Source organism: Bacillus kwashiorkori (assembly GCF_001375515.1).
Lineage (GTDB): Bacteria > Bacillota > Bacilli > Bacillales > Caldibacillaceae > Bacillus_BK > Bacillus_BK kwashiorkori.
Genome location: NZ_CTDX01000012.1, coordinates 152,053 through 174,672, shown reverse-complemented (window position 1 = coordinate 174,672; position 22,620 = coordinate 152,053). Strand labels below are relative to the sequence as shown.

At 38.2% G+C, this 22,620-nt stretch carries 21 protein-coding genes; all 21 read right to left on the bottom strand.

Annotated features, from left to right (window positions below):
- Nucleotides 1-456: 456 nt before the first annotated feature.
- Nucleotides 457-2,016 carry an NADH-quinone oxidoreductase subunit N gene (locus BN1242_RS03990; RefSeq protein ID WP_062351604.1) on the bottom strand — a complete coding sequence of 520 codons (1,560 nt, stop codon included), beginning with the start codon at nucleotides 2,014-2,016 and terminating at the stop codon, nucleotides 457-459.
- The gene (locus tag BN1242_RS03985) at nucleotides 2,017-3,549 is read right to left on the bottom strand and encodes a complex I subunit 4 family protein (protein WP_062351601.1); all 1,533 of its coding nucleotides are present in this window, start codon (nucleotides 3,547-3,549) and stop codon (nucleotides 2,017-2,019) included.
- Nucleotides 3,550-5,427, bottom strand: a complete 1,878-nt coding sequence (gene nuoL, locus BN1242_RS03980) for an NADH-quinone oxidoreductase subunit L (RefSeq protein ID WP_062351598.1) — start codon at nucleotides 5,425-5,427, stop codon at nucleotides 3,550-3,552.
- Nucleotides 5,428-5,485: 58 nt separating this feature from the next.
- Entirely contained in the window at nucleotides 5,486-5,803 is a 318-nt protein-coding gene (gene nuoK, locus BN1242_RS03975) for an NADH-quinone oxidoreductase subunit NuoK (RefSeq protein WP_062351596.1), read from the bottom strand.
- Between the two features lie 147 nt (nucleotides 5,804-5,950).
- On the bottom strand, nucleotides 5,951-6,460 hold the full coding sequence (locus tag BN1242_RS03970; RefSeq protein WP_062351781.1) for an NADH-quinone oxidoreductase subunit J: 510 nt from the start codon (nucleotides 6,458-6,460) through the stop codon (nucleotides 5,951-5,953).
- Nucleotides 6,461-6,484: 24 nt separating this feature from the next.
- Nucleotides 6,485-6,916: an NADH-quinone oxidoreductase subunit NuoI gene (nuoI, locus tag BN1242_RS03965; RefSeq protein WP_062351592.1), complete on the bottom strand. Its 432-nt coding sequence runs from the start codon at nucleotides 6,914-6,916 to the stop codon at nucleotides 6,485-6,487.
- Between the two features lie 303 nt (nucleotides 6,917-7,219).
- Complete coding sequence (gene nuoH / locus BN1242_RS03960; RefSeq protein WP_062351589.1) at nucleotides 7,220-8,218, bottom strand: NADH-quinone oxidoreductase subunit NuoH; 999 nt, start codon at nucleotides 8,216-8,218, stop codon at nucleotides 7,220-7,222.
- A 216-nt stretch (nucleotides 8,219-8,434) separates the two neighbouring features.
- Nucleotides 8,435-9,538, bottom strand: coding sequence for an NADH-quinone oxidoreductase subunit D (locus tag BN1242_RS03955; protein WP_062351587.1), 1,104 nt, complete (start codon nucleotides 9,536-9,538; stop codon nucleotides 8,435-8,437).
- A 122-nt stretch (nucleotides 9,539-9,660) separates the two neighbouring features.
- Nucleotides 9,661-10,161, bottom strand: coding sequence for an NADH-quinone oxidoreductase subunit C (locus BN1242_RS03950; protein ID WP_062351584.1), 501 nt, complete (start codon nucleotides 10,159-10,161; stop codon nucleotides 9,661-9,663).
- A gap of 52 nt (nucleotides 10,162-10,213) precedes the next feature.
- Nucleotides 10,214-10,711, bottom strand: coding sequence for a NuoB/complex I 20 kDa subunit family protein (locus tag BN1242_RS03945; protein WP_062351581.1), 498 nt, complete (start codon nucleotides 10,709-10,711; stop codon nucleotides 10,214-10,216).
- 117 nt (nucleotides 10,712-10,828) lie between these two features.
- Nucleotides 10,829-11,206 (bottom strand): NADH-quinone oxidoreductase subunit A, encoded by a 378-nt coding sequence (locus tag BN1242_RS03940; RefSeq protein WP_062351578.1) that lies wholly within the window; start codon nucleotides 11,204-11,206, stop codon nucleotides 10,829-10,831.
- A 355-nt stretch (nucleotides 11,207-11,561) separates the two neighbouring features.
- Nucleotides 11,562-11,972 carry a F0F1 ATP synthase subunit epsilon gene (locus tag BN1242_RS03935; protein WP_062351575.1) on the bottom strand — a complete coding sequence of 137 codons (411 nt, stop codon included), beginning with the start codon at nucleotides 11,970-11,972 and terminating at the stop codon, nucleotides 11,562-11,564.
- 24 nt (nucleotides 11,973-11,996) lie between these two features.
- Nucleotides 11,997-13,418, bottom strand: a complete 1,422-nt coding sequence (atpD, locus tag BN1242_RS03930) for a F0F1 ATP synthase subunit beta (RefSeq protein WP_062351572.1) — start codon at nucleotides 13,416-13,418, stop codon at nucleotides 11,997-11,999.
- Nucleotides 13,419-13,844: 426 nt separating this feature from the next.
- Nucleotides 13,845-14,702 (bottom strand): ATP synthase F1 subunit gamma, encoded by an 858-nt coding sequence (gene atpG, locus BN1242_RS03925; protein ID WP_062351569.1) that lies wholly within the window; start codon nucleotides 14,700-14,702, stop codon nucleotides 13,845-13,847.
- Between the two features lie 92 nt (nucleotides 14,703-14,794).
- Nucleotides 14,795-16,306: a F0F1 ATP synthase subunit alpha gene (gene atpA / locus BN1242_RS03920; protein ID WP_062351566.1), complete on the bottom strand. Its 1,512-nt coding sequence runs from the start codon at nucleotides 16,304-16,306 to the stop codon at nucleotides 14,795-14,797.
- Between the two features lie 13 nt (nucleotides 16,307-16,319).
- Nucleotides 16,320-16,865: a F0F1 ATP synthase subunit delta gene (locus BN1242_RS03915; RefSeq protein ID WP_062351563.1), complete on the bottom strand. Its 546-nt coding sequence runs from the start codon at nucleotides 16,863-16,865 to the stop codon at nucleotides 16,320-16,322.
- Nucleotides 16,862-17,377: a F0F1 ATP synthase subunit B gene (gene atpF, locus BN1242_RS03910; RefSeq protein WP_062351560.1), complete on the bottom strand. Its 516-nt coding sequence runs from the start codon at nucleotides 17,375-17,377 to the stop codon at nucleotides 16,862-16,864. Before atpF ends, BN1242_RS03915 begins: the two co-directional genes overlap by 4 nt.
- Nucleotides 17,378-17,493: 116 nt before the next feature.
- The gene (atpE, locus tag BN1242_RS03905; RefSeq protein ID WP_062351557.1) at nucleotides 17,494-17,709 is read right to left on the bottom strand and encodes a F0F1 ATP synthase subunit C; all 216 of its coding nucleotides are present in this window, start codon (nucleotides 17,707-17,709) and stop codon (nucleotides 17,494-17,496) included.
- A 74-nt stretch (nucleotides 17,710-17,783) separates the two neighbouring features.
- On the bottom strand, nucleotides 17,784-18,494 hold the full coding sequence (gene atpB / locus BN1242_RS03900) for a F0F1 ATP synthase subunit A (RefSeq protein ID WP_062351554.1): 711 nt from the start codon (nucleotides 18,492-18,494) through the stop codon (nucleotides 17,784-17,786).
- A 1-nt stretch (nucleotide 18,495) separates the two neighbouring features.
- The gene (locus BN1242_RS03895; RefSeq protein ID WP_062351551.1) at nucleotides 18,496-18,891 is read right to left on the bottom strand and encodes an ATP synthase subunit I; all 396 of its coding nucleotides are present in this window, start codon (nucleotides 18,889-18,891) and stop codon (nucleotides 18,496-18,498) included.
- Nucleotides 18,892-19,558: 667 nt separating this feature from the next.
- Nucleotides 19,559-22,018 carry a S8 family serine peptidase gene (locus BN1242_RS03890; protein ID WP_087941723.1) on the bottom strand — a complete coding sequence of 820 codons (2,460 nt, stop codon included), beginning with the start codon at nucleotides 22,016-22,018 and terminating at the stop codon, nucleotides 19,559-19,561.
- Nucleotides 22,019-22,620 lie beyond the last annotated feature (602 nt).

Below are 22,620 nucleotides of genomic sequence, written 5' to 3'. Positions count from 1 at the left end.
AATTTTGCGCCACTTACCACTTTCGATCTATTTAATACATCCTTCCCTTACACTAGTTTTCCCTTTAGCATTCCATTAGTGTTTAAGTTCGCGGCGTTATTATTCGCATTCGCCTTTATTCCCATCCGCATCATGTCCCTCCTACAAATGGATAGCGATAACAGAAATTTTGCGCCATTCTATGTAATCAATATTTCCTTCAGTATGTGCTCTAACTTTTTTAACAAGATAGTCAGAAAAAATAAACTCCCCGATTAAACGTCCAACCTATTTCGAGGAGCTGCCTTAATTGTTATAATTTTTTGCTGCACTTCTTACGTATAGTGATTGTTCTTTCCTGCCGTACCGCTCATGTTGCCAGTGACTTTACGTCCTTTTGTGAAAAGCGTTATCCCAAAGGCGATTCTTTATATGTCCATTGTTTTTTCCCCAATAGAACTACTGCTAAACTAAAAACTATTCCAAGAAAAACGACAAACTTTGGAATGTATTCGTAAAAAAGTCGAGTGCTGTATTGGGAAGAATACCGAGCCAAATGGTGGCAAATACGCAAAAACCGATAATTACTGAAAACGGTGTAGTCGGTCCTGGTTTTACCTCCGTTGCCGCTGGACGGAAAAACAGTTGAATTATTATACTAAAATAATAGACGTATGACAGAATGGTGGCAATAATAATGCTTACAACTAAATAAAATTGCATCGTTTCCCCATTGAGCGCACTCATAATAATTTGCAGTTTCGCAATAAAACCAGCCGTGCCGGGAATGCCCGCTAGTGACAAAAGGAACACCGTCATCATTACTGCCATCCATGGAGATGTCCGATAAAGTCCAGCAAAATGGCTAATATCGGCGGATCCTTTCACATGTGGTGAACTACCGACCTGCTCCTGTCTATCGCAGTTTTTTTCTGTAACTACATAAATTATTGCAAACACACCGACTGTCATGAACGTGTAAGCTAGTAAATAAAACCAAACCGCTTCCATAGAAGTAACTGACAATGTTGCAAAGCCAGCTAAAAGAAAGCCAGCATGACCAATGCTCGAGTAAGCGAGCATTCGCTTTACATTTCTTTGGCGAATGGCCATTATATTTCCGACGAACATCGTTATTATCGCTACCAAGATGAAGATGTCTTGGAAAAATTCAATCCCAGACCATGTTCGTTTCCCGACAACTATTTCTATACTAGGAAAAACAACTAACACTAACCGAATAAATAAAACGAAGCCGGCTGCTTTTGATACGACACTTAAAAACCCTGTTACGATTGTTGGGGCTCCTTCATAAACGTCTGGTGCCCACATATGATACGGGATAGTGGCCATTTTAAAACTTAACCCAACTAAGACAAAAATACATGCTATTAGAACGAGATATAACAAACTTGCATCTAAACCCTTCGCTATTTGAACTCCCATTTCACGCAAATTACTCGTTCCCGTTACCCCGTATAAATAGCTGAACCCGAATAATGTAATCGCAGAGGCAATTCCCCCATTTAATACATATTTCATACCGGACTCACTTGATGCAAGCGATTTTTTTCTTAAAGCAACTAAAATGTAGGAACTGATGGAAAGTAACTCAAGCCCGATAAAAAGTGTTAACATATCTAAGCTAGAAGTGATTATTAATCCTCCTAATAAAGCAGTCAACAGTAAATAATAATATTCGCCTTTGTATTTTTCCATTCCTTCTTTATCGTTGCTCCCTGTTGCTAACAAGATGAGTAACAACGTACCGAGCAGGAGGACGAATTTAAATACGATTGCAAAACCGTCCAAATAAAACGTATCAAACAAAATCGAGACAGGTTGTGAACCGAGTTGTGGTGCAAGGGAAATTAATGCTGCCGCAATGCCAGCCGCTCCTAGCCAACCGAGAATGGTTCGAGAAACCTTTTTCGATAAAAATAAATCGAGTATCGCAAGGATTGTTGCTGTACCGAGAATGATAAACTCAGGTAGCATTGCCCCCCATTGAAACGATAATAGCGTCTCCATATCCATTTACAAGCCACCCCCTAACATTGTAAAAATTTCTGTGATTACGGGACGAAGGATCCACTCTAACGTGTTAGGATACAAGCCAATCAAAATAATAATCCCAACGAGAACGAAGGCAGGTAGTTTTTCCGATAGCTGTAATTTTGCCGTCTTCTCTGTTAATTTCGCGGCAACTTCACTAGCCGTACCGAAAGTAATCGCCAGCACTGCCCGCAAAATATATGCCGCTGTTAAAATAATACCGAGGACTGCCATCATGCCGACGAGTAGATTTTTTTCAAACAAGCCGATAAATACGGTTACTTCACTAATAAAACCAGAAGTTCCTGGTAATCCGAGAGAAGCCATTCCTGCAGCAAGTAATAGTCCAGAGGCAATTGGCAGTTGTTTTGCTGTACCGGACAGTTTTTCCAAGTTTGTCGTTCCGTATCTTTTCGTAAAAATACCGACAAGGAAAAATAGTAGTGCTGCAATTAATCCATGGGATACTGTCTGGAAGATTGCGCCTTGGATTCCAGCTTCATTTAGCACACCAAGCCCTAATAATACAAAACCCATATGGGAAATCGAAGAATAAGCAAATACTAATTTTAATTCTGTTTGAATTAGCGCTAAAAAGGCTCCGTACAACAAGTTGATTAAGCCAAACACGAGTAAGACGGTGCTAAACGCTTGAAATTGTTCTGGAAACAGACCGATACCGAAGCGAATAAATCCATATGCTCCGATTTTTAATAAAACTCCCGCATGAATCATCACGATAGCAAGTGGTGCTTCATTATGTACATATACCATCCAGCGATGGAAAGGAAATACTGGTAGTTTAATAGCAAGGGCGATAATAAGTATAATAAAAAGTATCCATTTTAGTTGTGTTGTCATCAGTGGGACTGAACCATTTGTTATATTTGCTATTTCAAACTGTAGTGTAGCGAAGTTAGTTGTGCCTAGTTTTACTATTAAAGTAATAATAACGACAAGTAATAGTGCCGAACCAATCCCGTTATATAGTAAAAATTGATAGGCTGCTTTTTCTCTAGCAAAAAACCCCCACTTTCCAATGAAGAAAAACATCGTGACGAAAGTTATTTCGAAAAAGAAGAAAAATAGTAGAAAGTTTTCCGCTAAAAAAAGGCCTAACATGCCAATTTCCAGTATGAAAAAAGTGAGAAAGTACCCCTTTTTATCCTGTTTTATTTGTAATACGGAGGCAACACTGGCAAACAAGGCGATGATGGTCGTTAACAATATCATCGCAAGCGATAACCCATCTAAGCCGAGTTCATAATCGATTGCAATTCCATTTGGAAACCGATCAGTGTTCTTGGCAAATGTTAACCACGAGATTTTCTCTTGAAATTCGCTATAACTTTTTCCAGTAAAAATAAAGACGGTAATTACTACTGTAATAAGGAAAGGCAAAACAGTTCCAAGTACGCCTACGATGTTGATTAGTTTTTCCTTCTTTTTCGTAAAAAGTAAGGTAACAATGGCGATAAGTGGTGAAAAGATTAATAGACTTAAGAGGTGTCCCATTTAAAAATACCCTCCTGTCCAAAGTGTGATAACTACTAGGACGATCATTCCAATTACAACGACAGCGCCGTACCGTTGGTTATTCCCGTTATGTAGGCTGCTGCCGATGCGACCGAATCCTGTGACGATAGCAGTAACGATATTTGTCAAACATTCTATTATATAAAATTCAAGCAGACGAAAGAATTTACCGATTCCAGTTGCTAGTTTTATTATCGTAAAATAGTAAATCGTATCAATGTAATAGCCGTTTTTCATGATTGCAAAAGTAATTGGTGCTCGTGCGGAAAACCAGTTGGATGCAATTGTTTTTTTTATATAAATAAGATAGGAGATGATTAGTCCGATAAAAGTTGCAAAGATAGTGAGTGAGATGAATAATGTGTCATGCTGTGTTGTTACTTGTGCTAACTCTGTTTTTCCGCGGGTTAACCAGTCGGATAAAAACGTTCCGAACCAGCTTGTATTTATATATCCTGATGCGACGGCCAGAACCGTTAACGTTAATCCTGGAATGACCATCGTTTTCTTTATCGTATATTTTTCCAGCCGCTTCAGTGGGATTGTATGGTTCGGTTGACCGTGGAAAATGGTAAAGTATAGGCGAAACATGTATGCTGCTGTAAGTATTGTGGTAATAAGGGCGATGATTAATAATGGGATGTTTCCGCTCGTGGCCGTTGCTAATATAATTTCATCTTTACTGAAAAAGCCGGATAATAATGGGATTCCAGTTATCGCTAAAGTGCCAATGAAAAATTGAACGTTCGTGAATGGTAGTCTTTTCCTTAAATTACCAAGTTCATTAATGTTTTGCGTTTTTGCGTAAGTAATGACATTTCCTGCACTTAAAAATAGTAGCGCTTTAAAAAAGGCATGTGTCATTAAATGGAAAATTGCTGCTGTGTAACCGAGTGTGCCAAGTGCGAGAAACATGAATCCGAGCTGGCTAACGGTAGAGTAGGCGAGAATTCGTTTCATGTCTGTTTCGATTAAGGCGACGGTTGCTGCAAAAAAAGCAGTCAGTGCACCGATAATGGCAACTGTCATTAATGCTGTTTTTGTCGCTAAAAATAACGGGTACATCGTGGCAACGAGATACACGCCTGCCGCTACCATTGTTGCTGCATGAATAAGTGCTGATACTGGTGTCGGCCCTTCCATTGCATCTGGTAACCAGGAATGAAGCGGGAATTGCCCTGATTTTCCAATTGCGCCGATGAAAATAAGTAAGGCTGCTGCCGTTAATGTTCCGCTATTTATTTCATTGTTTGTGATGGCGGTAAAAATTTTCGCTAAGTCAAAGGTGTTCGTTTGCCAAAATAGAATGAGAATCCCGATAAGAAGTCCGGCATCCCCGATTCGAGTCATAATAAAGGCTTTTTTTGCTGCTTTTTTTGCCGATTCTTTCGAAAAATAATAGCCGATGAGTAGGAATGAACCGAGACCAACTAGTTCCCAAAAAAAATAAATTTGTAATAAATTTGGTGATATGACGAGTGCCAACATACTTCCGGTAAATAGTCCGAGATACGCATAATATATGGGAAGGCGCACATCTTTTCCCATATAACCAATTGAATAAATTTGCACAAGCAAACTGACTAGCGATACGATAAGTAACATGAAAAGGTTTAGCTCATTAAGGGTAAATCCTACTGTTATTTCAAAATTAGCGATACGATACCATGTGACAGTTTCAGTAAATGGTTGTGCTTGTCTTAGTTGGAAAAATAATATGCACGCTCCAATAAATGAGAGCGATGTAAAACTGATGGAAATTTCAGCTACTTTATTTCGGATCCGCTTACCGAACATGAGCAGGATAATACTGGCGATAAATGGAAACAGCGGGATTACCCAGGCATACGTCATCATTTTTTCCCAACTCCTTTCTAGTGATAATGTTTAGTGTTAATGACCGATTCAATTTTCTCTATGAATCTTGCAATGTTCGATAATCACTAATGTGGACAGATTCTTTATGCCGAAATAAGGCGATTAATATTGCGATGCCGACTGCCACTTCTGCTGCGGCTACAGTCATAATAAAAATGGAAAAAATTTGACCCGTCAAGCCTGCAACCGCTCCAAACTTACTAAATGCAACGAAATTAATATTCACAGCATTTAACATTAACTCGATACAAATTAATATCATAATAATATTTTTCTTTGTTAATGCTCCGAAAAGTCCAATACTGAATAAAAGTAGTGCGAGTATTAAATAGAGCGACAATGGAACTGATTCCATGCTTTCACATCCTTATCGCTAAAATTTATTAAGTAAAACTTCTGTGATATTTTCGTAAAATGTTCAGGATTGCGTAACGCTTCATATGTTTAAAATATTTGCAGTTAAGTGGGATTCTTACAGTTAGTCATTGGAATATGGGATTATTTACCCTTCTTCTTTCCGAGCTAAAACGATTGCCCCAATTAACGCGACTAATAAAATAATGGAAGTGAGTTCAAACGGGATGATGTATTTTGTAAATAATATTTCACCTATTTTTTCGGTGTTTTTTTCATGTAAAGTGGCCGCTTCATTTAAGTTTTGGATGTTGCTAATCCCGCGGCTAACGAAAAATGTTAAGGTTGCAATGACAAGTAGAATGACACCATTTTTCCTTTTGATTCCCTTTTGCTTTTCCGTTACCTTTTCCCGCTTCGTCAACATGATGGCAAACAAGAGTATAATCGTCACTGCACCTGTATAAATCAAAATTTGCGCCCCTGCAAGAAACTCCGCAGAAAGTAAAATGTAAATTCCCGCAATACTAATAAACGTTAACACTACGGACAGTAGCGCATACACTACATTTTGAATAAAAATAAATAAAACTGCACCAGTCAAAGCACATAAAGCCAACAAAACAAACGCAACCAACTCCCCACCCCTTTCTAGGATCAAACAACTGATTATCCAAAATTTTTAATTGTTGGAATTGTTGGGGACAGTCCCCCTAAGATTTGTGTCGTTTTCGTTTAGGTAGTCTAAGTTTTTGAATAGTTTGTCTCTGTTATATTCGGATAGTTCGAAGTTGTTTGTCATGATTATTGCTTCGGTTGGGCATACTTCGGTACATAGGTCACATAAGATGCAAATTTCAAAGTTAATGTTGTATGTGTCAATGACTTTCCCCCGTTTACTTTGGTCTGGGTGTTTTTTCCCTGTCAATGTAATGCAGTCAGTCGGGCATATTGCAACACATTGATTACAGACGATACATTTTTCTGGGTAAAATTTTTGAATTCCGCGAAACCGATCAGGCATTGGCACCGCTTGATTCGGATAATCATACGTTACCCTTTCTTTTGATAATTGTTTTAACGTATATTTTAACCCCTTCGCTAAACCTAGCATTTGTTCACCCCTTTTGCTTAGAATTTGTATCCAAATAAGTTCCTTCCTTTTTGTAATCGCACTTTCATACTTTCTTAATAAGCCTAAATGCCAATTTCTCTTCCGTTTAAAATTCCTACCCACTTATCCAACAATATCAAGTGTACGAATGTAACCACGCCACCTCGATCGATCGAAAAATTTGTTAGTCCATGATACAATTGTTGATTAAATAATATTGCACGATTTTCCATTTACCGGCGAAAACTGGAAATGAAATTCACTATTAAATTTCAACTCTACTTTTCTATTCCAACATTTCGTTTATAAAAATTCCTTTAAGATTGCCGTCATAAAAATATTGATAAGCGCAATTGGAATTAACACTTTCCAAGCGAATTCCATTAGTTGATCGCCTCTAATTCGTGGAAACGTAAAACGAATCCACAATAAAACGAAAATGATCAGCATGAATTTAAACGCAAACCATAATGCCCCAGGAATAAAATCTAAAAACGGTAATGGATGCCAGCCTCCTAAAAATAGGACCGTTATTAGTGCTGCTGCGGCAAACATATAAACATATTCCGCTAACATGAAGAAGGCAAAGCGAAAACCGGAATACTCGACATGATACCCTGCCACTAACTCTGACTCCGCTTCTGGTAAATCGAACGGAACACGATTCAATTCTGCGACACTAGCAATAAAGAAGATAAAAAATCCGATCGGTTGATAAACAATAAACCACATATGTTCCTGGGCGGCAACAATGTTATTCAAATTTAAGCTTCCCGCTAACAAAATTACCCCAATAACCGATAGAACTAGCGGAATTTCATAAGAAATCATTTGTGCAGCTGCCCGCATCCCACCAATTAATGAATATTTATTGTTTGATGCCCAACCACCTAACACTATTCCTAGTACCGATAATCCAGATATTCCAATATAATATAAAAGGCCAATGCCAATATCAGCAAACTGGAAGTTCTCAGTAAATGGTATCGCTGCAAGGACCATAAAAGCAGGTATGAATGTAATGACAGGGGCAAGAATAAACAACTTTCGATCGGCGGCGTGAGGAATGACATCCTCCTTTAATAACAGTTTCAATACATCCGCAACTGTCTGCAATAAACCAAATCGGCCGCCAGTCACACTAGGCCCACTCCGAAGTTGCATATAACCCATCACTTTTCTTTCTGCTAAAATGGCATAGGTAACAAAACCAAGTACGGCAAAAAGCATTAATGTTGCTAATCCGAAAAAAGTTAAAAACACTTTAAAACTGGGATCTGCTTGCAATAATTGTTGAACCAAACTCATCCCCCCTTTGTTCATAAACCATTACTCTTCACATTAAATCAAACTATTCAACGTGATTTTTTCCATACGTTGTGATAGAAATTAGCATTTCAATCATCTTACCCATATCCTTTTTAAGTCACTTGTTGTTATCGTTGGAGAATTGCACCAGTTTCAGTACATGTCGATTGTAAGCATTGCAAATGAAAAAACTCCATTAGCTTTTCCCTACTACCCATCCACTTCACCAAGAACAATGTCTACTGCACCGAGGATAGCAATTAAGTTCGCAATATTTTGTCCCTCCAACAATTTTGGCAATATTTGTAAATTGTAAAATGATGGTCGGCGAAACTTCATTCGATACGGTTCTTTTTTTCCATCACTAGCAATATAGCATCCTATTTCCCCGCGAGGTGACTCAATTGTAACGAAAGTTTCCCCTTTTGGTGGTCGGATAATCCGCGGTACTTTGCCGATAATGGGACCACTTTCTGGAAATTGTTCACATGCTTGCTCAATGATTTTTAGCGATTCTTCGATTTCAGCCATCCGACAAACGTAGCGTGAATATGCATCACCTTCTCCAGTTCCAACCGGTACATCAAAGTCGAAGCGGTCATAAAGGGAATACGGATGATTTTTTCGCACATCATATTTCACACCGGTACAGCGTAAATTAGCTCCACTTAAAGAATAGGCTAGTGCTTCCTCTTGAGAATACTTGCCGACACCTTTTACCCGATTAAGAAAAATTTCATTTCCTGACACTAACTCATGGTAACCGGCCAACTGTTTGCGCATATATGGGACGAAATTTTTCACTTTCATTAGCCAACCATCAGGAGCATCCCATTTCACTCCGCCAATTCGCATATAATTAAATGTCAGCCGTGCACCACTTAGTTCTGTTAGTAAGTTTATAATCATCTCCCGCTCCCGAAACGCATACAAAAACGGACCTTGTGAACCGAGATCTAATAAATACGTCCCCCACCAAACGAGATGGCTAGCAACGCGACCTAATTCCATCGCGAGAACTCGAAGATATTCCGCCCGTTCTGGCACTTCTATCTCCATCATTGTTTCCACTGCATGACAGATACAATAGTTGTTCGTCATCGCGGACAAATAATCCATTCGGTCGGTATAAGGAATGATTTGAGTGTATTGTAAATTCTCGGCTAGCTTTTCTGTTCCTCGATGTAAATAGCCAATTACTGGTTTAGCTTCAATAATGATTTCTCCATCAATTTTTAACACGAGACGAAAAACCCCGTGCGTACTCGGATGCTGTGGTCCGACATTTAACATCATTTCTTCTGTACGAATCAATGTGTTTTGCACCTCCTTTGTAAAGCGAAACTTTAGCCACGTTTTTATGAAAAATTATTCCCCATTTCCAGTTACTCGACCTTACACTTGGTCTAATAATAATTCCCTATAAAAACGATTTCCTATGAATCCCACTCATTTTCATCCTTGTAATCTTTTCGTAACGGGTAACCTTTCCAATCATCTCCTAAAAAAATTCGTTGCAAATTTGGGTGTCCTGTAAATGTAATTCCTAATAAATCAAATGCTTCACACTCTGGCCAGTCGGCACCTGGCCATAAAGGTGTTAATGAATCGATCACTGGGTTTTCTATTTCCAGTTTCGTTTTCAATACTAATTTTTCACGGTTTTTCATTGAATATAAACAAACATATACTTCTAAGTAACTCTCAAAATCAGTTCCGTGTAACTCCAGTAAATAGTTGAAATTCGTTTCTTCGTGAGTCTTCAATACTTCCGCTACTTGATAAAAATAGTTTCGCGATACTTCTAATGTCGGTAAATGTTTTGCCATCTTATTTACTTCCCATTTTTCTATTACTCCTTCACCAATTTCACTTTCAATAATAGATACATACTTTTCTATTTTCTGAGTTAGCTCTTCTACTTCATTCACTGCCATATTTGTCACCCCACATTTCGGAAAAAACTTTTTCTAGCATTACACCCAATCTTTAAACAACACGCTTTCCAGTTTTCGCTTCATAACGGATTTTTTCTTTTAATTTATGAATCCCATAGATGAGGGCAGCAGGATTTGGTGGGCATCCTGGAATATAAACATCGACTGGAACGACTTGGTCGACCCCGTTAACGACAGAATAAGAGTAAATGTACGGACCCCCTGCCGTTGCACAGGAACCCATGGCTATGACCCATTTCGGTTCTGGCATTTGTTCATACAATCGTTTTATGACGGGAGCCATTTTTTTCGTTACCGTTCCTGAAACGATCATTACATCGGATTGACGTGGAGATGTTCGGAAAAATGAACCAAAGCGGTCCGCATCATAATGTGCACCACCTACCCCCATCATTTCAATCGCACAGCAAGCGAGCCCAAAAGTCATCGGCCATAAGGAACTGCTGCGAGCCCATCCTTTTAACTGCTCCAATGAGGAAAAAAACACATTTCGTTGAATCTGTTCCTCTACACTAAAATTACTTACCATTCTCTTCACCTTCTTTTTCCAACGTTACGATGCTTACAAATTTTTCGAGTGAAATAATTGTCACTCCTACCAAATGAAACCGCTCCCTTGTGATGACCAATTCACATTAATAACTAATTATATCCATTTCAACACTTTCTTTTTCCATGCATAAATTAGTCCTAGAAATAACATAAAGACAAATATTAACATTTCAATAAGAGCAAAAATCCCGAGTTTTTCGTATGCGACTGCCCATGCAAAAAGGAAAATCGCCTCCAAATCAAAAATGACAAAAAGTAGAGCGAACATGTAGTAACGAATGGAAAATCGCACCCGCGAATCATGAAAAGGGTCTATTCCGCTCTCATATGTTAAATATTTTTTCTCATCTGGCTTGTTTGGTCGTAACAGCTTCCCAAATTGAAGGGCAATAATCGGTAACAACACTGCTAATATTAGAAAGATAATTACAACTAAATAACTATTAAAATATGTATTTACCCCAACAGACAACACCCCGTTTCAACTATTGTTTTTTTAAAAACGTTGCGAGCCAAAAATAATCATAATTCTAATTGTTGTTAATACATCGGGTATAGATTTGCTTGTTATTTTTAAAAATTATTCTCTTCATCAAGGCTTTTCAATGAGATTGTCAGTCGTATATCATTACTAAATATATGACAGAAAAATAATAGTATTAGTCCTTTTTGTAAAAGATTGTCCGTTAATTGGGTTTTTGTGAGACAGATTTTGTACTTGATGCTTTTTATAGCAAAAAAAACTGATTTTTACTTCAACCATCATTGGATTGAGTAAAAATCAGTTTTTGTTATTGTAAATGGGGTCAGCCACTTAAAAGATATGTTTATTCAATATCGCCTTTGGCAACCGTAATTCGGTTAAGTGCACGGCGTAAGGCTAACTCTGCACGTCTGAAGTCGATGTTGGATTGAGTTTGCTCGCGTAATCTTTCTTCGGCACGTTGTTTGGCTCGAATTGCGCGATCAATATCAATTTCATCAGCTTTTTCCGCTGTTTGTGCAAGAATAGTTATTTTATCTGGGCGAACTTCGAGGAAACCGCCACTAACTGCAACGAGATCTGTTTTGCCGTCTTTTTTAAGACGAATTGCACCAATTGCAAGCGGGGCTACCATTGGAACGTGCCCAGGTAAAATACCCAGTTCGCCACTCATTGCTTTCGTACTAACCATTTCGACTTCGGAGTCATAAACTGGGCCATCAGGAGTAACAATACTTACATCAATAGTTTTCATTTTTTATCCCCTCGATTCCCAAATTTACACTTCTACACCCATCTTCTTCGCTTTTTCCACTACATCTTCAATTGTACCGACTAGGCGAAATGCTTCTTCTGGAAGATGGTCCCATTTTCCTTCTAAAATCTCTTTAAAGCCACGAACTGTTTCTTTTACTGGAACGTATGAACCTGGTTGACCAGTAAATTGTTCAGCTACGTGGAAATTTTGAGATAGGAAGAATTGAATGCGACGAGCACGGTGAACGACTTGTTTGTCTTCATCATTTAATTCATCCATACCTAAGATAGCAATAATATCTTGCAATTCTTTGTAACGTTGTAAAATTTGTTGAACAGAACGAGCAACTTCGTAATGTTCTTCTCCAACAATTTCTGGTGCTAATGCACGAGATGTGGATGCAAGTGGATCCACTGCTGGGTAAATACCCATTTCTGATAATTTACGCTCTAAGTTCGTTGTAGCATCTAAGTGAGCGAAAGTTGTTGCCGGCGCAGGGTCTGTATAGTCGTCGGCTGGAACGTAAATCGCTTGGATCGATGTAACGGAACCTTTATCAGTGGAAGTAATCCGCTCTTGTAATTGACCCATTTCCGTAGCAAGAGTTGGCTGGTAACCAACGGCAGATGGCATCCGGCCAAGTAGGGCGGAAACCTCTGAACCTGCTTGTGTAAAACGGAAAATATTGTCAATAAAGAATAGCACGTCTTGACCTTCTTGATCACGGAAATATTCCGCCATCGTCAAACCAGTTAAAGCAACACGCATACGTGCACCTGGTGGTTCGTTCATTTGTCCAAAGACCATCGCTGTTTTCTTAATAACACCGGAGTCTTTCATTTCGTAGTAAAGGTCATTCCCTTCACGTGTACGCTCACCAACACCGGCAAATACGGAAATACCACCGTGTTCTTGAGCAATGTTGTTGATTAACTCTTGGATAAGGACGGTTTTACCTACACCGGCACCACCGAATAGACCGATCTTACCACCTTTAATATAAGGAGCTAATAAGTCAACAACTTTAATACCAGTTTCTAATATTTCTACATTTGTCGATAGTTCTTCAAATTTAGGTGCTGGTTTATGAATTGGATCTTTTTGTACATCGCTTGGAAGTGGACCATCTAAGTCAATATTTTCACCTAGAACGTTAAATACACGTCCTAATGTGATATTTCCAACTGGAACAGAAATTGGAGCACCAGTGTCTAGTACTTCCATTCCTCTTGTAAGCCCATCCGTTGAAGCCATCGCAACTGTACGAACAGAATCATCACCTAAATGAAGGGCAACTTCTAATGTAAGGTCGATATCAACTTCCGTTTCTGATTGTGCTTTTCTCTTAATCACTAACGCATTATAAATTTCTGGAAGCTGTCCGTTTTCGAATTTTACGTCGACAACTGGACCCATTACTTGAATGATGCGTCCTATATTCATCATTTTCCCTCCTAACTTGTTACTCAAGTAAAACCTTAGCGGCGTTTTCAAGGGATTCAATTTTTTAAAATCCTTTTAATTGGAAACACCTATTATTTTCAACACCGAAACCCGACTAATTTTCGTTATCAATAAATGGTAACTGTAAAAATGTTTTTCAAGTAACAGCATCTATTTTGTAGGCTATGCTAAAGATTGGTGTTGATTTTCGTTGACGAAAGCGTAGCGAAGAAACAGGCGGACTCTTTTTCGCGGGCACGGTCTCGGCCGCTTCGATGCTACGCGTCTCCTTATTTCTAGCTCATGCTGTTCCGCCCGAGTCACCGCCTTACACTACAATCAACAACTGCCTAAAATTCAAGAATAAACAATAACATAGCCTTCTTATTAAATAGCATAAAAAATATTTAGCTACTGAAAAGACTATTATCCTAGGGCAGATGCACCGCTGACAATCTCTGTAATTTCTTGAGTAATTGCCGCTTGCCGTGCCCGGTTGAAGCTTAATGTTAGCGTATCGATGAGTTCAGCTGCGTTATCGGTGGCATTTTTCATCGCCGTCATACGAGATGAGTGTTCACTTGCTTTACTTTCTAGCAAAGCACCAAAAATGATACTCTCGGCATATTGTGGCAACAACACATCTAAAATTTCATCAACAGCAGGTTCAAATTCATAGGATAATGGTTTATCACTTTTAGCAATATCGGTTAAAGGTAATACTTTTTGCTCGACTACTTGATGGTTAATTGCTGAAATGTAATGGGTATAGTAAATATACAATTCATCAAATGTTCCATCCGTAAATAAACCAACCGATTGTTGCGTAATTGATTTAATTTCCATAAATGTTGGATGGTCATGTAAGCCAACGATATCTAATATTACGTTCATATCACGTTTCAAAAAGAAATCTCGACCGACACTTCCAATCGCGATAATTCCGTACTCATTTTTTGATTTATGACGCTGTTGGATTGTTTGATAGACTTGTCGCAACACATTACTATTGTAAGCTCCAGCTAGACCTCGGTCACTTGTAATAACAATGTATGCAGACCTTTTTACTTGTCTATGCGTTAATAAAGGATGGCTTACATCGGTTACGCCGTGTGCGATACTTGCCACCACTTCTTGGATTTTATCCATATATGGTGCAAATGATTTAGCACTGGATTCTGCACGACTCAATTTAGATGCCGAAACCATTTGCATCGCCTTTGTAATTTGGCTTGTCTTTTTCGTGGAATTAATTCGTGCTTTAATTTCGCGTAATGATGCCACTGATCGTCACCACCTTCGTAATTTTTTCATCGCTATTTTAATGGATTAGAACCTCTCGTTTCCTGAATGATTCGAGAGGCGCTGTTAAAAAATTATGACTCCGATACGACAAATTGTTTTTTAAATTCGTTAATCGTCTTTGCCATATCTTCATCAGCAGGTAGATCAGCAGTCGTACGAATATGGTCAATCACCGCTGGTTTCGTTTGGTCGATCCAGCTATAAAATTCGTTTTCAAAACGACGAATATCTTTTACCGGAATATCATCTAAAAATCCGCGTGTTAGTGCATAAAGAATCATTACTTGTTTTTCAACACGGATCGGTTTATTTAAATCTTGTTTTAGTACTTCTACTGTACGTGCACCACGGGCCAGTTTTTCTTGTGTTGCTTTATCAAGGTCTGAACCGAATTGAGCGAATGCTTCTAGTTCACGGTATGATGCTAAGTCTAGACGGAGTGTACCAGCAACTTTCTTCATCGCCTTAATTTGGGCCGCACCACCTACACGGGATACGGAAAGACCAGCGTTAATCGCCGGACGTACACCGGAGAAGAAGAGATCTGATTGCAAGAAAATTTGTCCGTCAGTGATAGAGATTACGTTAGTTGGAATGTAGGCAGAAATATCCCCTGCTTGAGTTTCAACGAACGGTAATGATGTTAAAGAACCTGCGCCAAGAGCATCACTTAATTTCGCTGCCCGTTCTAATAATCTTGAATGAATGTAGAATACATCACCTGGATATGCTTCACGGCCTGGCGGGCGTTTTAATAATAAGGATAATTCACGGTATGCGGCAGCCTGCTTCGATAAGTCATCATACACAAGAAGGACGTGTTTGCCGTTGTACATGAATTCTTCTCCCATAGCAACCCCTGCATATGGTGCTAAGTATAGTAATGGTGCAGGTTGTGATGCAGATGCTGTCACAACAATCGTGTATTCGAGCGCACCGAATTTACGCAAAGTTTCTACCGCATTACGGACGGTAGACTCTTTCTGTCCGATGGCAACGTAAATACAAATCATATTTTGGTCTTTTTGGTTAATGATTGTATCGATAGCAACCGATGTTTTACCTGTTTGACGGTCCCCGATAATCAATTCCCGCTGTCCACGACCGATTGGAACTAAAGCGTCAATCGCCTTAATACCTGTTTGTAATGGTTCATGAACTGATTTCCTTGCCATTACACCTGGTGCTGGGCTTTCAATCGGACGAGATTTTGTTGTGGTAATTGGGCCAAGTCCGTCTACCGGCTGACCTAATGGATTCACAACCCGTCCAATCAGTTCATCTCCGACTGGAACTTCCATAATCCGTCCTGTACGACGTACTTCATCACCTTCACGAATTTCTGTGAAAGGTCCAAGGATGATAATACCGACGTTATTTTCTTCTAAGTTTTGTGCCATACCTACAACGCCATTGGAAAATTCAACGAGCTCACCGCTCATGACGTTATCTAAACCGTGGACACGGGCAATACCGTCCCCAATTTCAATAACAGTACCGACATCCGTTACTGTCATTTCTGCCTGATAATTTTCAATTTGTTTTTTTATCAGTGCACTGATTTCTTCAGCTTTAATGCTCATCCATTTTCACCCCTTACGATTGGTAACCAATTAATTCGTGTTTGAGGCGGTCTAATTTTCCTCGTAAACTACCATCAAATATACGATTTCCTATTTGTATTTTTAATCCACCTAATAAATCGGTATCGACTTGATTTTCAATTTGCAAACTAATTTTGTTCACTTTTTTCGCAAATGTCTCGGAAAGGGCCAGTTTTTCTTCCTCTGTTAATAATCTAGTAGAGATTACTTTCGCTTCGGCAATTCCTTTTAATTCATTTGCGTATTGGATAAATTGACTTGTCATTGGTACGATTTCATTGGACCGATGACGTTCAACGAGTAGTAATAAAGTGTTAACGACAAATGGCGACAAACTAGAAAAGTTCGTTACGATTAACTCGCGCTTTTTTGTCATATGGATTTTTGGCGTACTTAAGATAGATACTAACTCACTTGATGTTGAAAATACTTCATTGACAAGACGAAGATCGGCTTCCATTTTATCCACTTGATTATGCTCAACGGCTAACTGAAAAAGAGCGACGGCGTAACGGTTGGCTACTTTAGAATGTCTCAACGCTCTTCTCCTGCCTTTTTAATATAATCTTGGATTAATGCTTCATGATCTTTTTCGCTTAATTCTTTTTCAATTACTTTTGATGCAATTAGTACGGATAATGAAGCAACTTGTTCGCGTAAAGCAGAAACAGCTTTTTCTTTTTCTTGTTGGATTTCCAACCGAGCTGATTCTTTTAACTTTTCAGCTTCACGATATGCAAGTTGAATAATTTCTTCTCTTTGTACTTCCCCTTGTTTCTTTGCATTTTCGATAAAGTTTTGGGATTCTAGTCGTGCTTGTTTTAATAGTTGCTTTTGTTCTTCTAAATATTTGTTTGCTTCTGCCTTTGCCTTTTCCGCAGAATCAATCTCGTTGGCAACAAATTGTTCACGGTCTTTCATTACTTTTACTAACGGACCCCAAGCATATTTTCTTAACAACACCATTAAAATCAAAAATGCTAGTAACTGATAAAAAATATCAAGTGGTGTAAAGCTTGAAGCACCTAGTACAAAACTGTCGATAGACACGCTACTTTCACTCCCTTCAAGAGGCTGGACAAATTTATATTATTGTGAAACTCTTAATTTTTACATAAAGGAATGGCGAAGGATATTAACTCATCTTCGCCATCAGTTTCAAGTTATTATTGGAATAGCGCGATAAAGGCAATAACAACACCCATGATCGGAATCGCTTCAACGAAAGCTACCCCAATAAACATAGTTGTACGAAGCAATCCGCTTGCTTCTGGTTGACGAGCAATTCCTTCTACTGTTTTAGAAACAATCCATCCATTACCTAAACCTGCTCCAAGAGCTGATAAACCAACTGCTATTGCTGCTGCTAATGCACCTGTCATGTTAAATTTCCTCCTTCTAATGTATAGAAAATTAATTTTATTGTTTTCTTGTTCAAAAACTGAACTTCTTATTTTTAATGGTCATGGCTAACTTTGTGTGCCATATAAACCATTGATAACAATGTGAATATGAAGGCTTGAATTGCCCCGATAAAAATACTGAATGCTTGCCATACCATAAATAACGGTAATGTGGCAAAACCTACAACAAATGATACTTTCGCTAATTTCACGAGTAACCCTAAAAGTACTTCACCGGCATAAATGTTACCGTATAGACGAAGACCGAGTGTTAAAGAGTTAGAAAACTCTTCTACCAGCTTTAATGGAAACATGAAACTCATTGGCTGGAAGAATCCTTTTATGTAACCTTTTGTACCATGAAGTTTTGCTCCATAATAATGAGATAAGACTATAACCATTACTGCTAATGTCATCGTTATAATTGGGTCGGCAGTTGGTGATTTCCACCATAACTCTCCGTTAATTGCAATTGCAAACGGCAGACCTAACATATTGGATACAAAGATGTACATGATGAGTGTGAGTGCTAAAAGATGAAATCTAGCACCAGTATTCCAGTCCATTGCACTATTGATAATCCCTTTAACAAAGTCCATAACCCATTCTAAGAAATTTTGCATTCCTGTAGGTTTCATTTGCAACCGTCTTGTCGCTAAGATAGCAATGATAAAAACAATAACACAAGTAATAGTAATCATTAAAATGTTCGATGGATTATATGCTAATCCAAACAATTCTTTCACCGGTGCTTTGTGATCCACATTATTCACCTCTCTTCCCGTTCTGTCGCTTTAATAGGAACATAATGAGTGAATCTATGACAATGACTATATAGGAAGTCATTAGCCCTATGATTGTTGCAATTAAATGGATTTGCTGAGGATAGCGGATTGCAACCAATACTGCTAGTGCGGCGAATGCCAGTCTGGAAAAAGTACCCATTGTATAAACATTTCCTTCTCCAGTAGTAACACTCTCACTTAATTTTACCGTTTTTCTAGCTAAAATCCAAAGATTTATAAAACTAATAGAGGTACCAATGAAAAGACCAGCAAAAATATGTTGGTATGTAGTAAATCCCCATCCTAAAACAAAAAATGCTAGAAGGAAATATAAATATTTACGATATCGTCCAAACAAATTTACGACATCTAGCATGGTCGGTTTATCCCCTATCTTAGAAGTAATGGTACTATTATACAATAGCATTTTTTGTTGTCCGTGAACAAACAGTGAATCTTTCATGTCAATTTTTTTGACTTAGTGGATGCTTATTTTCGATATCCTTTAACAGTTTTTAACTATGAATATAAGGATAAATATAACTTGTTATTTAGGTTGTTGAAAACCCTATCATCCCATACTTTATGAGAATACAATATGACATTTAAATTGTCAATTAATCACTATTGAAAATTTCATAGTTCTTTCAATTTAATATTTTCGTTCACAAAAATGACATATTTTACGTTTGTTTGTGATTTTAGTCACAAAATGTTTATTTAAATTTACTTAAACGTCTATTGTCACTTAATGATAGATTGGCTTGTAAGGATTTTTCCTGTTCACTTTGCATTCATTTCTGGAATTATTGATACGAGATTTTTTTTAGTAGTTTTTTAAGGTTAGTTGGGAATGGTTGAATTGTGGATAAGGAAATGTATTGAGATTAAATCTATCATTAGAGGCAAATTTTGGGAACAATCTCCTCTTTTCCAGGCACTTAGGACACGTAAAAGTGACCGAACTCCGCTTTCACTTTCGGTCACTTTAATCTAGCACCTGCTTTCCTTTCATTACTGCTTTCAATGTTTTTTTTAAAATGCTATTGTATTTCAATGATTTGTTCTAAATAATCCTCTTTTTTCCCCTTTTTCGCATAGGCAATTGCTTTATATACTCCTTTTTCTAGTTGTGCCAAATTTATTTCTTGTTCGATTAATCCGCGTGGGACACTCGAGCGCTTGTCTAAGATGGAGTGAAATAGTTCCGTGTCTGGGTTGTATAAGAAAATTCCGAGTTCATCGGCACCACCAGGTAAATATACTTCATAACGATAACTGTCCACCTTGTCCCCTTCGACAAATGCAAAACTCATTATCCGTGGATAATTCGGTTCATCCACCACATATAAATAAGGTATGGAGATTTTTTCGCTGCCGGCTATTAGTTCCAAAAACCCGTCATACAATTGATTTTTCTGATGTTTCTTTTTTAATTCTAGTTCTACAGTAATTTGTTTTTTTTCGGCAGGCTGTAAATAAAATGGGGTTGGAAGATCCCATATTAATTCGTCTTGCCGCTTTGGGATAGAAAAAGTATATCGGATCGGTTGGTTACTTATATTTTCTATTGTTAATGTTGTTTTTTTCTCCTCAAAAGGTTGTCCCATTGCTTTTCCTAAACGAATTGTCGCGGGTGTTATGATGGACGTTGATTTAATTGCTTCAGGTAGTTGGAGTCTACCAGCCCCTTGTTCGAATGTATGGTATTCCACATTTTCTTCGTCTTTAATTGTTTTACTTGTATTCATTAATAATGCTTTTATTTTCTCAGGGTGCCAGTCTGGATGGGCTTGTTTTATTAAGGCAGCTGCTCCCGCAACATGAGGGGCTGCCATGCTTGTTCCTTGTAAAGGTAAATAGCCGTTTGGAACTGTGCTTTCAATCGCAACTCCTGGGGCAACGATGTCCGGCTTAATATCCCAATTATAAGTGACAGGTCCGCGTGAACTAAAGTCGGCTAAGAAATCTTCCTCTTTTTGAAAAGTAAATTTTACTAATGACGGATGCTCTGTCATAAGTTGGAGTAGTCTTTTTCCAGCTCTGTTAGAAATGGAGGCTACTGGAATTGGGATTGGTTCTTCTAGTTCTCCTAAAAAATCTCCATCTGTATTGTTATAAATAATTACTGCAATTGCCCCTTGTTCATAGGCATATTTAGCTTTTTCCGTAAAAGTAAGCTTCCCCCGCTTAATTAGGGCAATTTTTCCCTTTATTTCTGTCAATTCCGCTGTTTCTCCCATTTTTCCATCAGCAATTTCATACGATTTTTGATAATCCCACGGTTTTGAATTAGGAAAGGGAGTCATTTTCGTTTTGAATCCTAAATAGTCGATATACGGTACTTTTAATGGTGGTGTGGAGGCTCCGACAGATATCGCTTTTATTGATGTACCAGGTGTTCCCACTGTCCAAATATTTGGCCCTGAATTGCCACTCGATGTGACGGCAACGATTCCTTTGTCTACTGCTTTATCTAGAGCAAGACTTGTCGGCAAATCGGGGCCGTTTATCGTAATGCCTAATGATAAGTTCAAAATGTCAACTTTATCTTTAATTGCCTGTTCGATGGCGGCAAGTACTTGTTCAGTGGATCCGAAACCACCTGGTCCGAGTGCACGGTATGCATAAATTTTTGCATCAGGGGCGATTCCTGTCATTTTACCATTAGCTGCAATAACACCTGCTACATGGGTTCCGTGAACAGTGTTAAATTCGCCAAGATTTTTTGTTTCCATCGGGTCTGAGTCGTTATCCACGAAGTCGTAGCCGCTAACGTAGGCATGTTTTAGGTCTGGATGGGTATAGTCGATTCCAGTATCGATAATACCTATTTTGATTCCTTTCCCTGTTAAGCGATTACCGTCTTTATCTAACCGTCGGTGCACCTCTTTTGTACCAATATAATCGATTCCCGATGTGATACTGAATTGGTTCGCTGTTGGTTGTGTGTTTAGTTGGTAAAAAGTGGATGGGTATATGTTCGTTATTTTTTTGCTCGCTTTTAGTTGGTGAATTACTGCCTTTGGTCCTACGATGGAAAAACCTGGAAAAACATGTTTGTATATGTAACGTAGTTTTACGTTATCGTATGGCTTTAATAGTTGTTGAATTTCTTGTTTTGATAGGGGAATATTTGTTTTAATGATTGCTGTTTCTATTTCGTCTTTGTCATGTCGTTTATTTATTTTGGTGAAAACCTTCCTATTTAATATGCTATCATTTCGTTGTGGATTTGTTTCGGACAAAAATTTGTTTATCTTATGGAGCATTTGTATATTTGATTGCTGTTTCCTTTGAATTTTATCAAGATGTTGTTTTTGCTCCTGCTCGTGGACATTTCCTTGCACTTCCCAATGAATTTCGTTTTCTCCAGTTGAACGATCTCCTATTTTGTTCGGAACTTGTGCCTGCACTTTGGAATAAGTTTTGTTGTCTTTTAAAGACGTTCCAACGATTAAAAGACAGATAAGTATGTAAATGAATAATGCCTTTTTATGCATAAAAATTCCCCTTTATATTCGAATTCGAATTGAAAGGTCTCTGCCTTAAAAAAGAATGAAAAGATAATATTGGAGATTATACTGGACATATCGCTTTCAAGTGCAACGTTATAAATACGTGTTGCTTTCCATATCATTTTTCATCCATTTTTAGTTACGACTGGAACAAGTTTTACCTTTCCTTGTTTAGTATTTTTCGTAAAAATAATTTTATTAGTGGTATTTTATTGGAGATATATTCGAGTAATTTTTTGGCGGAAGTGGAGGTTTTTTTGGCTGTTCAAGATTTCCTGCTGTTTGTCTTCTTACTTAAATTGCTTGGACCTTTACTATTAGTGCAGGTGCACAAATGAAATTACGTTGTAGTTAAAGTCATAATGAACAAAAAAACCTAAACCCGCCCCTTGGCTCATTACGGATTTAGGTATCTTTTATTAATTTGGCTATATTAAAGATTGGTGTTGATTTCCGTTCCAAATTTATTTGTGACGAAATCGCAGCGACAGGGACAGGCGGACGCTTTCCACGGGCACGGCCTCTGCCGCTTCAACACTACGCGTCTCGTTATTTCTGGCTCGTGCTGTTCCCGCAGGACAAGGAAC

Excerpts from the sequence above, each read along its gene's own strand:
- BN1242_RS03890 (WP_087941723.1), bottom strand. The coding sequence starts at position 22,018 with ATGCATAAAAAGGCATTATTCATTTACATACTTATCTGTCTTTTAATC.
- nuoL (WP_062351598.1), bottom strand. The coding sequence starts at position 5,427 with ATGATGACGTATGCCTGGGTAATCCCGCTGTTTCCATTTATCGCCAGT.
- BN1242_RS03935 (WP_062351575.1), bottom strand. The coding sequence starts at position 11,972 with ATGAAAACTATTGATGTAAGTATTGTTACTCCTGATGGCCCAGTTTAT.
- BN1242_RS03895 (WP_062351551.1), bottom strand. The coding sequence starts at position 18,891 with ATGCTAGATGTCGTAAATTTGTTTGGACGATATCGTAAATATTTATAT.
- BN1242_RS03985 (WP_062351601.1), bottom strand. The coding sequence starts at position 3,549 with ATGGGACACCTCTTAAGTCTATTAATCTTTTCACCACTTATCGCCATT.
- BN1242_RS03945 (WP_062351581.1), bottom strand. The coding sequence starts at position 10,711 with ATGGTAAGTAATTTTAGTGTAGAGGAACAGATTCAACGAAATGTGTTT.
- nuoI (WP_062351592.1), bottom strand. The coding sequence starts at position 6,916 with ATGCTAGGTTTAGCGAAGGGGTTAAAATATACGTTAAAACAATTATCA.
- atpD (WP_062351572.1), bottom strand. The coding sequence starts at position 13,418 with ATGAATATAGGACGCATCATTCAAGTAATGGGTCCAGTTGTCGACGTA.
- atpE (WP_062351557.1), bottom strand. The coding sequence starts at position 17,709 with ATGACAGGTGCATTAGCAGCAGCAATAGCAGTTGGTTTATCAGCTCTT.
- BN1242_RS03950 (WP_062351584.1), bottom strand. The coding sequence starts at position 10,161 with ATGGCAGTGAATGAAGTAGAAGAGCTAACTCAGAAAATAGAAAAGTAT.
- atpA (WP_062351566.1), bottom strand. The coding sequence starts at position 16,306 with ATGAGCATTAAAGCTGAAGAAATCAGTGCACTGATAAAAAAACAAATT.
- BN1242_RS03990 (WP_062351604.1), bottom strand. The coding sequence starts at position 2,016 with ATGGATATGGAGACGCTATTATCGTTTCAATGGGGGGCAATGCTACCT.
- nuoK (WP_062351596.1), bottom strand. The coding sequence starts at position 5,803 with ATGGAATCAGTTCCATTGTCGCTCTATTTAATACTCGCACTACTTTTA.